Genomic DNA, 13,933 nt, shown 5'->3' on the forward strand with positions numbered 1-13,933 from the left:
GCTACCATCCGGGGCCCCCGCCAGGGATGCGCTCCAGCACACCGCCCGCGAAGACGTCGTAGAGCGGCAGCGTCCTGAGGTGCACGTAGCCGATGTGGCAGTCGCAGGTCGCGTTCGGGCAGGGCCGCTCGCCGCGCCGGGCCGTCCACGAACCGTCGTAGAGGTTGCCCAGCACCTCGGGCACGAAGTGGCAGCGGCGCACGGTGCCGTCGCCGAACACCGAGACGACCTCGTCGCCGGTGCGGCACGGCATCCCCAGCGACAGGTGCGGCCGGACGCTGTAGCCGAACAGCGGGTCGATCGCCGTCCAGGCCGCCTCCTCCTCGGCGCCGTAGACGTGGCCGTCGGCGGCGTTCACCCAGAGGTACACGTCCGGGCCGAGCCGTTCCTTGAGCCGCCCGGCGGCCTCGAGGTGCCCGGGGAGGCCGACGATGCCGACGGAGTGCCGGATGCCGTGCTCCCGCAGGGTGGCGCTCGCGGCCAGGAAGCGGTCCTGGGTCGTCTGACCCGGGTGGTACGTGCACCACAGCGCCAGCTTCGCGGGGTCCGCGTCCGCGACCCAGCCGAGCCGCGCCGACAGGTTCGTCTGGATCGCGGCGCGGCCGACGTGCGGCAGGTGGGACAGCTCGATCAGGGCGCTTCGGTACCAGCTGCGGGTGAGCCCCTCGCCCCAGGGCGTGAACAGCACCTCCACCGGCTCGTCGGCGTCGCGGACCCAGGCGACGAACCGCTCCAGCGCGGCCCGGTCGGCGCGCAGCAGCCCGGGCGGGTCGCGGCGCTTGGCGAACGGGCAGTACGGGCAGTCGTAGTTGCAGCTCGCGAGCGGGCCGCGGTAGAGGATCCTCATCGCGTCACGTGCCCGGCCATGGCCTCGCGGACGCTCGCCGAGACGAGCCAGGGCCCGATGGCGTCGGAGTGGGCGAGACCCTCGGCGGTGAGCCGGTGGCCCTCGGCGTAGCCGGCGTCACGGAGCCGGGCCAGGGCCGGGAAGTCGTCGTCGACCGGGGTGCCGAACCGCGCCGCATACCCCGCCGGGTCCACGCCCTCGGCCCGCAGCAGCGACTTGAGCAGCCAGCGGCGCCGCTGCTCGGCCGCGTCGAGGGCGAATCCGACCTCGGCGGCGTCGAAGTCGGCCGCGGGGCGCGCGAGGTAGTCGGCGAGGATGCCCCGCACGTGCGCGACGCCGACCGCGTAGTCGAACGAGTAGTGCAGCGCCCGCGTGTAGGAGCGGGCGCCGCAGCCGAGGCCGAGCATGCCGTCGTCCTGGCAGCAGTACTCGTCGGGCGTGTCCGGGCGGCCGTCCGGCCGGCGGAACTGGCGCATCGAACGCTGCTCGTAGCCCTCGGCGGTGAGCCGGGCCACGGCGTGCCGGTAGAGCTCCAGGCGCTGCTCGTCCCACTGCGGGTCGGTGCCCTTGCCGCGCCGCCCGAGGCCGGTCAGCGGGCGGACGTAGAGCGGGTAGAGGTACAGCTCCTCGGGGGCCCAGCGCAGCGCCGTGCTCAGCGACTCGTCCCAGGTCGCGCGGGTCTGGCCGGGGATGCCGTAGATGAGGTCGATGTTGAGCCCGGCCGGCCCGGCTTCGCGGATCGCGTCGAGGGCCCGGTCGACCTCGGGGCGGTGCTGCGGCCGACCGGCGGCGTGGGCCTCGGCGTCGAGGAAGCTCTGCACGCCGATGCTGATCCGGGTCGCGCCGCGCTCGTTGAGCACCTTGAGCCGGTCGGGGGTGGCCGTCGCCGGGGAGGTCTCGACCGACATCGGCCCCCGCCCGAACCCGGTGCCGTCCTCGATGAGGTCGAACAGCTCGGTCAGCTCGGGCGCGGTGAGATAGGTCGGGGTGCCGCCGCCGATCGCGGCCCGCGCGAACCGGGCGCCGGGGATCGCGGCCATCGTGCGGGCCGTCTGCCGGCGCAGCTGGGCGAGGTAGGCGGTGACCTGCTCGTGCGGCGGGTTGGCGCGGGTGAAGAGGTTGCAGAAGCCGCAGCGCATCTCGCAGTAGGGCACGTGCACGTAGAGGAACAGCTTCGCCAGGTCCTCGCCGGCCCAGACGTCCTCGAGGCGGGGCCGCGGGTCGAGGGGGCGATAGGCCGTCTTGTGCGGGTACGCGTACAGATACCCCTGATACGGCGAGCCGAGATTCACCATGCGCCCGCCTCCAGCGTCAGCTCGGCGTAGGGCACGGTCCACACGACCTCGTGCGCGACCCGGTGCCCGGTGTGCCCGTCCTCGCCGTAGGCGGTGCCGTGGTCGCTGCACAGGATGACGTGGCAGGGGCGGCCGCGCGAGGTCGCCAGGCGCAGCAACCGCGGCAGGTGGCGGTCGACGTATTCCAGCGCCGCCCCGTGCGACTCGATGGAGTCCTCCTCGGCGCCGGGCAGGTAGTGCCTGTTGGGCTGGTGCAGCGCGGCGACGTTGACGAAGGTGAACAACGGCCCGGCACCGGGCAGCACCGCGCGCAAGGTCTCGAGCTGGACCTCGAAGCACGCCGGGTTGGTGACGCCCGACGCGCGCGACCAGTGCGCCTCGTCGAACAGGCCCGGCAGGACACTGCCGAGCGGGGAGGTCATCGCGAAGAACCCGACGCCGCCGAGGCAGATCGTGTGATAGCCCTCGGCGCGCAGCGCGGTCACCACGTCCGGCGCGTCGAACTCCCAGGTGTCGGCGCCGACGGTGGTGCTGCCGGCGAACCGGGCCGCGAACGGGCGCTCGTGCGGGCCGGGCGTCGGCGGCGTGGGCAGGAACCCGGCGAAGAACGCGTGGTGGGCCGCGTAGGTGAACGAGGCCGGCGACTGCCGCCGCTGCCACGCGCCGCCGGGCAGGACCCGGGCCAGGTTGGGCGTGCGGCCCGCGGCCAGCAGGTCGGCGGCGACGTCGTAGCGCAGCGTGTCGAGCGTGACGAAGAGCAGGTCATGGGTGCCCAGGAGCGACTTCACACCGGCACCGCCCAGCTCGGCAGGGCCGCGACCTCGGCCGCGTAGGTGTCGCGCCCGTCGACGAGCAGGTTCGGCAGCAGGTCGCCGAACGCGTTGACCTCGGCGACGGCGTGCTCGCCGAAGCCGGGCGCGAACATCAGGTCGACGCCGGCGTGCAGGCTGCCCGGGAAGCAGGCGGCGGCCCGCTCGCACGTCTGCAGGGCGGCCGCCCAGCGCTCCTCCCCCGCCGCGGCCCGGATCGCGGCCAGGTCGCCGCGGGCGTTGCCCAGGTGCAGGTTGGTCAGCGGGGTGCGGCTGGTGCGGGCGACGACGTGGCTCGCCCGGCCGGCGATGACCACGACCCGCAGGTCGAAGACCGTGCCGACGTGGGTGGCCTTCGGGAACCAGCGCTCGACGTGCAGGCCGTCGGCGCCGAGCCGGTCGATGATCGCGGCGACCGTGCGCTCGTCGGTGTAGTGGTGCACGCGCAGCTCGTTGTAGAGCCGCCCGTCCTCGACGCCGACCGAGGTGCGGGCGCTGACCCTGCCCCGGTTGAAGGCCAGCGCGACGACGCCGGACGCGGAGCTGCCGTGCGCGGGCTTGACGAAGACCCGCGGCCAGCCGGCGGCGCGGACCTCCGCGTAGCTCGTGGCCGCGAACCCGGGCGGGACCGGCACGCCGCGCTCCCGCAGCAGGCGGTGGCAGCGGCGCTTGTCGAACATGACGGCCAGCTCGTCCACCGGCGTCGTGAGCGGTCCGGTGGCGGCGCGCTCGACCCGGCGGGCGGCGGCGACGAACCCCGCATACCAGGCGGCGAGGCCCACGATCTCGCCGTGCCCGGCGGGCCGGTCGGCGCCACGCAGCAGCCGGTCGACCTCGGCGTCCTCCCCCGGCGACTCCAGCCGCACCATGGATCCGGGGGCGAGCGCGAAGTCGCCGGCGCACACGTCCCGCCAGCCCACGACGGCGGGCGCGGGCCACCCCGCGGCCACGGCGGCGGCGCGGAACAGCTCCACCCGCCGGTGCCCCGGGATGCCGACGACGGTGATCATTCCGCGACCGAGACGTATCTGAAGCCATCCTCGTCGGCGTCCTGCTCGTCGGAGACGTCGACGCGGACGCCGGGCAGCTCCTCGACGAACCGGGCGGCCATCTCCTTCGACATGAAGTGGTGCGACAGGTCGAGCGAGCGCAGGTGGGTCAGCGGCTGGCCGAGCAGCAGCGCCTCGGCGCCGGCGTCGGACAGCGCGCCCATCGACAGGTCGAGGCTCTCCAGCCGGGCCACGACGGGCGCGGCGGCCAGGGCCGTGGCGACGTCGTCGGCGATCTCCGCGTTGCGCAGGGCCAGCCGCTTGAGCGCGGGCAGCTCGGTGCCGGTCATGATCGGGGCGAGGTCGTCGACGACCGCGTCACCGCCGTATTCCTGGGTGCCCAGCCACAGCTCCAGATCCGTGAGGGCGGGGAACGAGGAGTCGGTGAAGCCGCGGATGAACGAGGCCGGCAGCCCGCCGCTCTCCACGCACAGCTCCCGCAGCCGGCGGTGGCGCACCGGGGAGAGCCGCAGCCCGTCGGCGCCGCGGATGTGCAGCACCTCCAGGGCCGGGAAGGCGCCCAGCAGCGGCGCGTATTCCCCCTGGTTGATCCAGGAGATCTCGCACTCCTCGTAGGTCATCTCGCCGATGAACAGCGCGCGCAGCTCGGTGAGCCGGTCGCGGGCGGCGGTGAGCAGGTGCAGCGGCGGGCCGGAGGCCTGCGGCTCGCCCCACGAGCCGATCACCAGCGCGGTGATGTGGTGCGCGCCGACCGTGTCCATGAGCGCGTCGAGCGCGTCGGCGACCTCCCGCTCACCGGCGTCGTAGCCGACGCTGATCCGCCATGCGGCCCGCTCGCCGGGCATCGGCCGGCGGGGCTCCTCACGGCGGGCGCCGCGCCGGCGGCTGCCGGTGTCGAGCTCGAACCGCCGGACGGGCAGGCCCGCGAAGGTGGTGAGGTTGCTGCCGATCGTCATGGGCGGGACGTTAGCAGGACCCTCCGACAGTTCTGTTCGAGTCGGCCGGGAGCAGCGGCGATGCCAGATTCCAGCCCGCGGCGAGCACGTCGTCGACCGCTGCGACGGCGGTGGTGAGGCGGCGGCGGTACGGCCCGGTGAGCTCGATCCAGGGCACCCCGCACGCGGCGAGCTCGTCGCGGAACCGGCCCGTCATCCAGGCGCGCAGGTGCTCGCCGTCGCGCATGCCGTCGTCCTCGAACGGGACGCCGTCGTCGCTGGTGAGCAGGTACAGGTCCGGCCGGCGGGCGGCGGCGCGGACCGGCTCGGAGGTGTGGCCGAGGTAGCGCTCCTCCCAGATCGCGGTCGCGAAGCTGTCGGTGTCGCAGACGAGCACCGGCCCGCCGGCCCGCGCCGCGGCGTCCTCGGCGGCGTTCTGCTCCCGCACGACGGTCACGAAGTCGTCACGCGTCCACACCAGGTCGGCGATCGTCTCGCCCGGCCGCAGCCGCGCCATCTTGAGCGCGGTCAGGGTGCGGCCGTACTCCTCGACCCAGGCCGTGCCGGCGAACGCCCCGCCGCGCAGGCGCAGGTGCGAGGCCAGGGCACGGGCCAGGGTGGTCGTGCCCGTCGACTCCGCGCCGACGACCACGACCCGCTTCGCGAACCAGCCGCGCACCGGCGGCGCGAGCTTGTCCCAGTGGGCGACGGGGTCGGCGCGCACGGCGGTGCCGGAGACGGGCACCGCGCCGCGGGCCGGGTCGACCGGGACGTGGCGGGCGCCGAAGCGGCGGGCCAGCTCCTCGCCGTACGCCTCCGAGGAGAAGACCCGGTCGACCTCCCGCTCGCCGACGGCCCGGCGGAACGTGGCCGTGTGGGCGTCCCAGGCGGCCTCGGAGCCGTAGTCGATCGGCGTGTCGTCGTAGATGCCGACGAAGCGCACGTGCGGCGCCGCGGCGTGCACCTCGCGCAGCCACGCGACCCGGTCCTCGAGCGGGATCGACTCCACCGTCGAGGGCGCGACCACGACGGTCACCTCGTCGCAGGCGCGGGCGGCGGTGTCGATGAGGTGATGGTGGCCCGCGTGCGGCGGGTAGAACTTGCCGACGACTAGTCCGTGGACCACGCGGGGCTCCCCTCCGGCACACGGCGCAGCTCGGCCCGCCAGGCCCGCAGGCCGAAGACGCACAGCGTCAGGAAGACGAGGTACAGCAGCGCGGTGAGCCAGAGGTCCTTGTAGCCGTACAGCGGGATGTAGACGACGTCGACGGAGATCCACAGCCACCAGCTCTCCACCAGGCGCCGGGTCTGGCCGTAGGTCGCGAGCAGTGACACGGCGGTCGTGAGCGCGTCCGGCCAGGGGACCGTGGATTCGGTGAAGCGGTCGAGGTACCACCACAGCGCCACGCTCAGCAGCACGCCCGCGGCCGCGAGCCACCACCACTCGGCCCGTGTCGTGGTGCGCACCCGCTGCCGCAGCCGCCCGGTGCTCCAGCACCACCAGCCGTAGGCGCCGAGGGCGACGTAGACGACCTGCAGCCAGGCGTCGCCGAAGAGCCCGACGTGCCAGAAGGCGACGATGAACAGCAGGTTGTTGGCGATCCCGACCGGCCAGTTCGCGATGTGCTGGCGCACCACGAGATAGACGCAGAGCAGGCCGCTGGCGAATCCGAGCAGCTCAGCCCAGGTGGTTGGGGCACCGAACGCGTGCAACGCCGCGGAGGTCAGCCAGTCGAGCACGGTCTACCCTAGCTGGATGGTTTTGGAAGTCGCACTGATCGACGTGATCGAAGGCCGCGAGGACGAGTTCGCCGCCGCCTACCGCAAGACCCATGAAGTGCTGGCCACGACGCCGGGGTGCCGCTCGGTGCGCATGACCCGCGGGATCGAGAGCGCGTCGCGGTTCGTGCTGCTCGTGGAGTGGGACTCGGTGGAGGCGCACCTGGACAACTTCCGGGCCACCGACCGGTTCACGCAGTGGCGGGGGCTCATCGGGCCGTTCTTCGACGGAGCCCCCCGGGTGGAGCACTTCACCGACGTCACGGTGTAGCGCTCAGTCGCCGCTCTTCTTGTAGACCACGAAGTCCAGGTTCGACGTGTAGAGCGCACCGGTGACGAGCGCACCCGCCCGGGTCATGAACCAGGCGTAGCGTCCCTCGCTGGTGCGCATACACACCCGCGCCCCCGGCACGAGGCTGCCGATCACGACCTGGCTGACCCAGCGGTCCTCGGGCAGCGCGGAGCACGCGGCCAGCGAGGGCGTGTCGGCGCTGAGCAGCAGCGCGAACTTGGCGCCGTTGGCGGCGGTGATGCCGATCGCGCCCGCGGTGGCGTCGGCGCCGGCGGCCTGCTTGATGCCGCTGTCGAAGTCGTACGCGTCGTCGGGCTGGCCGGCCAGGACCACGAACTGCGCCGTGCCCGCCCGCAGGATCGCCGTGCTGGGCGGCGCGGCCGGGACCGTCGTCTCCGCGCTCGCGCCCGCGCTCCCGGCCAGGCTCGGCCCGGCGCTGGTCTGCGCGCTCGCCGTCGTGGCGGTGCTCGGCCGCGAACTGCCGCTGTCGACGACGACGGGCAGGGCCGGCTCGGTCGTGGGACCGGGCGCCGCGACGGTCTCGGTCTGGTTCTTGTTGTCGGGTTTCGTCTCACGCGTCGCCAGGACGCCCCCGACGGCCGCGATCACCAGCACGACGAGGCCGATGATCAGGACGCCGATCCGCCCCTTGCGCGAGGGTTGCGGCTCCGCCTCCGGCGGCGGCGCCGGCTCGGGTGCGGGTGCGGGTTTCGACGCCGGCTCGGCCGCCGTCTCCTCGGCCTTCGGCGGCCCAGGCTGCCGCGGCACGATCGCGTAGGCCGACGTGGGCCAGCCCGAGCCGCCGTCCAGCGGCGAGTCCGACATCCAGCCGCGCCGGCTCTTCGGCTTGGGCGGCGGTGGCGACCCGTTGACCTGGTCCTGGCCGTTCTCCGGCTCCATGCGGCGCGTCCTTCTGGTCCCTGGCAGTTGTGCGGTTGCCCGGGAGAGTATCGCTGAACGGCCACGGCGCGCGCCACGGCGGAACGGACCGACTAGCGGGCCATCATCTGCGCGACCGCGTTGGCGCCGCTGGCCGTATACCAGCCGCTCACGGCCAGCATTCCCAGCACCGCGGCCGCGACCAGGAACGCCCAGCCGTCGGAGGTCGTGCGCCGGCGCGGCTCGGCGCGGCGATGGCGCGGGCGGCGCGCGGGCCGGCGACCCGACGGCGCCGTACCGTTACCCTGCGCCATGAAACCAGCCCAATCGCGGCGCGCGAGGCCCGGCCGGCCCAGGCTGTGTCGCCCCACTGTCATGATCTTCCCCCATGATCTTCCGCTTGAGTCGGAAGGTATCTTGACAATCCCCACAATCCGTGCAGCACACGCCGTCCGGACCCCGGCGGGGCGCCGCGATTCACCTTCGGGTGTGATGGCGTCATGAAGATGATCGGGCTCACCGGCGGCATCGGCAGCGGCAAGAGCACGGTGGCGGCGCGGCTGGCGGCGCTCGGCGCGGTGGTCATCGACTCCGACCGGCTGGCCCGCGAGGTGGTCGAGCCGGGGACGCCGGGCCTCGCCGCGGTCGTCGAGGCGTTCGGGGCCGGGGTGCTGGACGCGTCCGGCGCGCTGGACCGGCCGGCGCTGGGCCGCATCGTCTTCGCGGACGCCTCGGCGCGGCGGCGGCTCGAGGAGATCACCCATCCGCTCGTGCGGGAACGGTCGGCCGAGCTGGTGGCGGCGGCACCCGCGGGCTCGATCGTCGTCAACGACGTGCCGCTGCTCGTCGAGAAGGGCATGACCGGGTTGTACTCCCTTGTCGTCATCGTCTTCGCGTCGCTGGAGACGCGCCTCGACCGGCTGGTGCGCATCCGGGGCATGGCGCGGGACGAGGCGATGGCGCGGATCGCGGCGCAGGCCACCGACGAGCAGCGGCGGGCGGTGGCGGACATCGCGATCGAGAACGACGGCTCCGTCGCGGACCTGGACCGGGCTGTGGCCGCGGCCTGGGAACGGATTCTGGCCGCCTAGGCGCTTGTCGACTGGGCCTCTCCCCTGGCCTGGACCCGTCCCCTCGGCCTGGACCCGTCCCCCGGCCTGGACCCGGGACGTCCAGGCGCTCGGGACGTCCAGGCGCTCGGGACGTTCAGGCGCTCGCGGCGGCCGGTCGCGCGTGGCGCGCGATCCCGCTCGGTGCGCTCGCCGGCCGTGACGGGCCGGGGCTGCAACCGGGCGCCGGGAGGGCCTGCGTGATGGGCGGGCCTGCTCTCCGGTCGGCCGCCGCGAGCGGCCTACGGCATCTACGGTAGACCGGTGATGTTCCCCACACAATCGCCGGGTTGAATACGTCCGAGCACCGAGGGCGAGGACCCGGAAAGTGTCATACCCCCCGCGTACGGTTGGGGGCATGGCGCTCGACATCCCACGCTTGGACCGCCGTTTCGAGGTGGTCAGCGAATACAAGCCCTCCGGCGACCAGCCCGCGGCGATCGACGCCCTCGCCAAGCGGGTGCGGGGCGGCGACCGGCACACGGTGCTGCTCGGCGCGACCGGCACCGGCAAGAGCGCGACGACGGCCTGGCTCGTGGAGCGGCTGCAGCGCCCGACACTGGTGCTCGCCCACAACAAGACCCTGGCCGCGCAGCTGGCCAAGGAGTTCCGCGACCTGATGCCGCACAACGCGGTCGAATACTTCGTCAGCTACTACGACTACTACCAGCCCGAGGCCTACATCCCGCAGACCGACACCTACATCGAGAAGGACTCGTCGGTCAACGAGGAGGTCGAGCGGCTGCGGCACTCGGCCACGATGAGCCTGCTGACCCGGCGCGACGTGATCGTGGTCGCGACCGTGTCGGCGATCTACGGCCTCGGCACGCCGGAGGAATACCTCGACCGCGCGGCGAAGGTCAGCGTCGGCGAGGAGATCGATCGGGACAAGCTGCTGCGGCGGCTCGTCGATATTCAGTACACGCGCAACGACCTGGCGTTCAACCGCGGCACCTTCCGGGTGCGGGGCGACACGCTGGAGATCATCCCGGCCTACGAGGAGCTCGCGATCCGCATCGAGTTCTTCGGCGACGAGATCGAGCGCCTCTCCTACCTGCACCCGCTGACCGGCGACGAGATCCGCCAGACCGACCAGCTGCTGATCTTCCCGGCGACGCACTACGCGGCCGGGCCGGAGCGCATGGAGCGGGCGATCGCCGCCATCGAGGTGGAGCTCGAGGAGCGCCTGGCCGAGCTCGACCGGGAGGGCAAGCTGCTCGAGGCCCAGCGGCTGCGGATGCGCACGACCTACGACATCGAGATGATGCGGCAGGTCGGGTTCTGCAACGGCATCGAGAACTACTCCCGGCACATCGACGGGCGCGAGGCCGGCAGCCCGCCGCACTGCCTGCTCGACTACTTCCCGGACGACTTCCTGACCGTCATCGACGAGTCGCACGCGACGGTGCCGCAGATCGGCGGCATGTATGAGGGCGACGCCTCCCGCAAGCGGACCCTCGTCGAGCACGGGTTCCGGCTGCCCAGCGCCCAGGACAACCGGCCGCTGCGCTTCGACGAGTTCGAGGAGCGGGTGGGGCAGACGGTCTACCTGTCGGCGACCCCGGGGCCGTGGGAGCTGGGCAAGACCCAGGGCGAGTTCGTCGAGCAGGTGATCCGCCCGACCGGCCTGATCGACCCCGAGGTGGTGCTCAAGCCGACCAAGGGCCAGATCGACGACCTCATGCACGAGATCAAGCTGCGCACCGAGCGCGACGAGCGCGTGCTGGTCACGACGCTGACGAAGAAGATGGCCGAGGACCTCACGGACTACCTGCTCGAGCACGGCATCCGGGTGCGCTACCTGCACTCCGAGGTCGACACGCTGCGCCGGGTCGAGCTGCTGCGCGAGCTGCGCCGCGGCGAGTTCGACGTGCTGGTCGGCATCAACCTGCTCCGCGAGGGGCTCGACCTGCCCGAGGTGAGCCTGGTCGCGATCCTCGACGCCGACAAGGAGGGGTTCCTGCGCTCGGGCACGAGCCTCATCCAGACCATCGGCCGCGCGGCGCGCAACGTGTCCGGGCAGGTGCACATGTATGCCGACAAGATGACGCCGTCGATGGCCCTCGCGATCGACGAGACCAACCGGCGGCGGGAGAAGCAGCAGGCGTACAACAAGGCCAACGGCATCGACCCGCAGCCGCTGCGCAAGAAGCTCGGCGACATCCTCGACGACATCTACCGCGAGGCCGAGGACACCGCCGGCGCCGTCTCCGGCCACGGCCCGGGCGGCGCGGTGGTCATCGGCGGCGGCCGCCAGATGAGCCGCGGCAAGTCCCCGGAGAACACCCGCGCCCGCCAGAAGGGCGGCGGCACGAAGGGCGCGGCGGCGGCGTCCGGCGCCCCCGCCGCTCCGGCCCGCGCCGGCATGGCCCGCGCCGAGCTCGCGACCCTCATCCAGGACCTGAACGACCAGATGCTGGGCGCGGCCCGCGAACTGCAGTTCGAGCTCGCGGCACGCCTGCGCGACGAGGTCGCCGAGCTGAAGAAGGAGCTACGCGCCATGGACGTGGCCGGCGTGAAGTAGCCACTGATCGCCGGGCCGCCCGCGCAGCACCACATGCGCGGGCCGCCCGGCTCTGGCCACCCTTCAACCCCGCGCCGCTCCAGGGCCACCCTTCAACCCTGCGCGGCTCCAGCGCGCCACCGACAGCCGAGGCAGGCCAGCAGCCAGTCACCACGCCTTGCAGGAACACAGGCGACTTCCGGCGCGCCCGATCCGCCGCCGCGACGCTGCTTGCCGTCCCCGCTCGCAGCTCACCATCGGCAAGGTGCCCTCGTCACCCCACCGCGTCCCGCCGGGGGAACGCAACCGCCGCCAGGCCGTCCTCACACCGGCCACCGATGACCTTCAACGCCCCAGCGTCCTCGATCCGGCGCCGTAGCTTTGCCCTAACGCCGCTCGTGGAGGTATTCCGATCCAGCGTCCTTGCCATCCCTGCTCACAACTCACTGCCGGCCAGAGCCCTTTGTTACTGACTGCGACGCTCATCCCGCGCCCGTTCGGCCACGCCAACGCCTCAGGCCCGGTGGCCGACTGCGCACGTGTGGATCGAAGCAGCACCGATCCGAGCGCCGGGCGCCCTTGACGGTCCACGGCCGAGCCTCGTGTTCCTCCGGGTGCGCGGGCGATGTGCGCCGCGAAAAGTCGGGCGCTTCGCGCCGCGACTTTTCGGATTTATACCCTGACGGGCGATGAGCGCGATATCAGGGCATTCGTAGCTCTGGAAACGGGGAAAGCCCCGGTTCCTCTGCGGGATCCTCGCCCGCAAGCGCGGCTGCCGGCGCCCGCACCGGAACTGGAAACGGGAAAGCCCCGGCTCCTCTGCGGGAGCCGGGGCTTCTCGGTGTTGCTAGGGCTTGCTGCGGGTCAGCTCTTGCCGCCGGCGAGCTTCTCGCGCAGGGCGGCCAGGGCCTCGTCCGTGGCCAGGGTGCCCGAGGGCTCCTCCGGCGCGCGGGCCGCGGTCGGGGTCGACGAGGAGACCGAGCCACCCTGCGGGGCGGCCGCGGCCGGCTCGGCGGTCGCGTCGGCCTGGCGGGCCGTCTGGACCTGCTTGGTGTGGGCCTCCCAGCGCTGACGCGCCTCGGCGTACTGCTGCTCCCACGCCTCGCGCTGCTTCTCGAAGCCCGGCATCCACTCGGCGGTCTCCGGGTCGAAGCCCTCCGGGTAGATGTAGTTGCCCTGCTCGTCGTAGGTCGCCGACATGCCGTAGAGGGTCGGGTCGAAGTGCTCCTCGCCCTCGACGAAGCCCTCGTTGGCCTGCTTGAGCGACAGCGAGATCCGGCGACGCTCGAGGTCGATGTCGATGACCTTGACCATGACGTCCGAGCCGACCTGCACGACCTGCTCCGGGATCTCCACGTGGCGCTCGGCCAGCTCGGAGATGTGCACCAGGCCCTCGATGCCGTCGTCCACGCGGACGAACGCACCGAACGGGACGAGCTTGGTGACCTTACCCGGCACGATCTGCTGGATCGCGTGGGTGCGGGCGAACTGACGCCACGGGTCCTCCTGGGTCGCCTTCAGCGACAGGGAGACGCGCTCGCGGTCCAGGTCGACGTCGAGGACCTCGACCTCCACCTCCTGGCCGACCTCGACCACCTCGGACGGGTGATCGATGTGCTTCCAGGACAGCTCGGAGACGTGGACCAGACCGTCGACACCACCGAGGTCGACGAAGGCACCGAAGTTGACGATCGAGGACACGACGCCCTTGCGGACCTGGCCCTTCTGCAGCTTGTGCAGGAACTCGGTCCGAACCTCGGACTGGGTCTGCTCGAGGTAGGCCCGGCGGGACAGCACCACGTTGTTGCGGTTCTTGTCCAGCTCGATGATCTTGGCCTCGAGCTCCCGGCCGACATACGGCTGCAGGTCGCGCACGCGGCGCATCTCGACGAGGGAGGCCGGCAGGAAGCCGCGCAGGCCGATGTCGAGGATGAGACCACCCTTGACGACCTCGATGACGGAGCCGCGGACGACGCCGTCGTCCTCCTTGATCTTCTCGATCGTGCCCCAAGCGCGCTCGTACTGCGCACGCTTCTTCGACAGGATCAGACGGCCTTCCTTGTCCTCCTTCTGGAGAACCAGGGCCTCGATGTGGTCACCGACCGACACGACCTCAGCAGGGTCGACATCGTGCTTGATCGACAGCTCGCGCGAGGGGATGACACCCTCGGTCTTGTAGCCGATGTCGAGCAGGACCTCGTCCCGGTCGACCTTGACGACGGTGCCTTCGACGATGTCGCCGTCATTGAAGTACTTGATGGTCTCATCGATCGCGGCGAGGAACGCCTCCTCGGAACCGAGGTCGTCGATGGTGACCTTGTTGCTGCTGGCGCTCGAGGTGGCCTCGATGCTGCTCGTCATGTGGGCTGTTGCTCCGGTCGGTGGATTACCTGGTGAACCTGCGCGCTCCCGCGGACCCGTCGTCGGGCACAACCGGCCTGTCGCAGTGCAGGATCAGTGCATTGGAAGCTCAGG

Annotated in this window: 13 protein-coding genes; 3 read left to right on the plus strand and 10 right to left on the minus strand. The window is 72.3% G+C overall.

Annotated features, from left to right (window positions below; genetic code table 11):
* Position 1: 1 nt before the first annotated feature.
* The 7 genes from ACQP1P_RS37105 to pnuC are packed head-to-tail and all read right to left on the minus strand — an operon-like array spanning position 2 to position 6,636.
* Entirely contained in the window at positions 2 to 847 is an 846-nt protein-coding gene (locus ACQP1P_RS37105; protein WP_433078346.1) for an STM4011 family radical SAM protein, read from the minus strand.
* The gene (locus ACQP1P_RS37110) at positions 844 to 2,142 is read right to left on the minus strand and encodes an STM4012 family radical SAM protein (protein WP_433078347.1); all 1,299 of its coding nucleotides are present in this window, start codon (positions 2,140 to 2,142) and stop codon (positions 844 to 846) included. Before ACQP1P_RS37110 ends, ACQP1P_RS37105 begins: the two co-directional genes overlap by 4 nt.
* Positions 2,136 to 2,930, minus strand: coding sequence for an STM4013/SEN3800 family hydrolase (locus ACQP1P_RS37115; RefSeq protein ID WP_433078349.1), 795 nt, complete (start codon positions 2,928 to 2,930; stop codon positions 2,136 to 2,138). Before ACQP1P_RS37115 ends, ACQP1P_RS37110 begins: the two co-directional genes overlap by 7 nt.
* Positions 2,927 to 3,961, minus strand: coding sequence for an STM4014 family protein (locus tag ACQP1P_RS37120; protein ID WP_433078351.1), 1,035 nt, complete (start codon positions 3,959 to 3,961; stop codon positions 2,927 to 2,929). The genes ACQP1P_RS37115 and ACQP1P_RS37120 overlap by 4 nt, the downstream gene beginning before the upstream one ends.
* Positions 3,958 to 4,917, minus strand: coding sequence for an STM4015 family protein (locus ACQP1P_RS37125; RefSeq protein ID WP_433078353.1), 960 nt, complete (start codon positions 4,915 to 4,917; stop codon positions 3,958 to 3,960). The genes ACQP1P_RS37120 and ACQP1P_RS37125 overlap by 4 nt, the downstream gene beginning before the upstream one ends.
* 10 nt (positions 4,918 to 4,927) lie before the next feature.
* Entirely contained in the window at positions 4,928 to 6,022 is a 1,095-nt protein-coding gene (locus ACQP1P_RS37130; RefSeq protein ID WP_433078355.1) for an AAA family ATPase, read from the minus strand.
* A complete protein-coding gene (gene pnuC, locus ACQP1P_RS37135; RefSeq protein WP_433078357.1) occupies positions 6,007 to 6,636 on the minus strand; it encodes a nicotinamide riboside transporter PnuC in 630 nt (209 codons plus the stop codon). Before pnuC ends, ACQP1P_RS37130 begins: the two co-directional genes overlap by 16 nt.
* 16 nt (positions 6,637 to 6,652) lie before the next feature.
* Here pnuC and ACQP1P_RS37140 point away from each other — a divergent pair, with 16 nt between their 5' ends.
* Entirely contained in the window at positions 6,653 to 6,946 is a 294-nt protein-coding gene (locus tag ACQP1P_RS37140; RefSeq protein WP_433078359.1) for an antibiotic biosynthesis monooxygenase family protein, read from the plus strand.
* A gap of 3 nt (positions 6,947 to 6,949) precedes the next feature.
* Here the strand turns inward: ACQP1P_RS37140 and ACQP1P_RS37145 are convergent, their stop codons facing one another.
* Positions 6,950 to 7,867 (minus strand): hypothetical protein, encoded by a 918-nt coding sequence (locus ACQP1P_RS37145; protein ID WP_433078361.1) that lies wholly within the window; start codon positions 7,865 to 7,867, stop codon positions 6,950 to 6,952.
* 92 nt (positions 7,868 to 7,959) lie between these two features.
* Entirely contained in the window at positions 7,960 to 8,160 is a 201-nt protein-coding gene (locus tag ACQP1P_RS37150) for a hypothetical protein (RefSeq protein WP_433078363.1), read from the minus strand.
* Between the two features lie 186 nt (positions 8,161 to 8,346).
* On the opposite strand from ACQP1P_RS37150, the gene coaE reads away from it, so the two are divergent.
* The gene (gene coaE / locus ACQP1P_RS37155; protein WP_433078365.1) at positions 8,347 to 8,937 is read left to right on the plus strand and encodes a dephospho-CoA kinase; all 591 of its coding nucleotides are present in this window, start codon (positions 8,347 to 8,349) and stop codon (positions 8,935 to 8,937) included.
* 376 nt (positions 8,938 to 9,313) lie between these two features.
* The gene (gene uvrB / locus ACQP1P_RS37160; protein WP_433078367.1) at positions 9,314 to 11,479 is read left to right on the plus strand and encodes an excinuclease ABC subunit UvrB; all 2,166 of its coding nucleotides are present in this window, start codon (positions 9,314 to 9,316) and stop codon (positions 11,477 to 11,479) included.
* 843 nt (positions 11,480 to 12,322) lie between these two features.
* Here the strand turns inward: uvrB and rpsA are convergent.
* The gene (rpsA, locus tag ACQP1P_RS37165) at positions 12,323 to 13,819 is read right to left on the minus strand and encodes a 30S ribosomal protein S1 (RefSeq protein ID WP_433078370.1); all 1,497 of its coding nucleotides are present in this window, start codon (positions 13,817 to 13,819) and stop codon (positions 12,323 to 12,325) included.
* Positions 13,820 to 13,933: the final 114 nt, after the last annotated feature.

Source organism: Dactylosporangium sp. CA-052675 (assembly GCF_050947935.1).
Classification (GTDB): domain Bacteria; phylum Actinomycetota; class Actinomycetes; order Mycobacteriales; family Micromonosporaceae; genus Dactylosporangium.

Excerpts from the sequence above, each read along its gene's own strand:
- ACQP1P_RS37105 (WP_433078346.1), bottom strand. The coding sequence starts at position 847 with ATGAGGATCCTCTACCGCGGCCCGCTCGCGAGCTGCAACTACGACTGC.
- ACQP1P_RS37110 (WP_433078347.1), bottom strand. The coding sequence starts at position 2,142 with ATGGTGAATCTCGGCTCGCCGTATCAGGGGTATCTGTACGCGTACCCG.
- ACQP1P_RS37120 (WP_433078351.1), bottom strand. The coding sequence starts at position 3,961 with ATGATCACCGTCGTCGGCATCCCGGGGCACCGGCGGGTGGAGCTGTTC.
- ACQP1P_RS37125 (WP_433078353.1), bottom strand. The coding sequence starts at position 4,917 with ATGACGATCGGCAGCAACCTCACCACCTTCGCGGGCCTGCCCGTCCGG.
- ACQP1P_RS37140 (WP_433078359.1), top strand. The coding sequence starts at position 6,653 with ATGGTTTTGGAAGTCGCACTGATCGACGTGATCGAAGGCCGCGAGGAC.
- ACQP1P_RS37145 (WP_433078361.1), bottom strand. The coding sequence starts at position 7,867 with ATGGAGCCGGAGAACGGCCAGGACCAGGTCAACGGGTCGCCACCGCCG.
- ACQP1P_RS37150 (WP_433078363.1), bottom strand. The coding sequence starts at position 8,160 with ATGGCGCAGGGTAACGGTACGGCGCCGTCGGGTCGCCGGCCCGCGCGC.
- coaE (WP_433078365.1), top strand. The coding sequence starts at position 8,347 with ATGAAGATGATCGGGCTCACCGGCGGCATCGGCAGCGGCAAGAGCACG.
- uvrB (WP_433078367.1), top strand. The coding sequence starts at position 9,314 with ATGGCGCTCGACATCCCACGCTTGGACCGCCGTTTCGAGGTGGTCAGC.
- rpsA (WP_433078370.1), bottom strand. The coding sequence starts at position 13,819 with ATGACGAGCAGCATCGAGGCCACCTCGAGCGCCAGCAGCAACAAGGTC.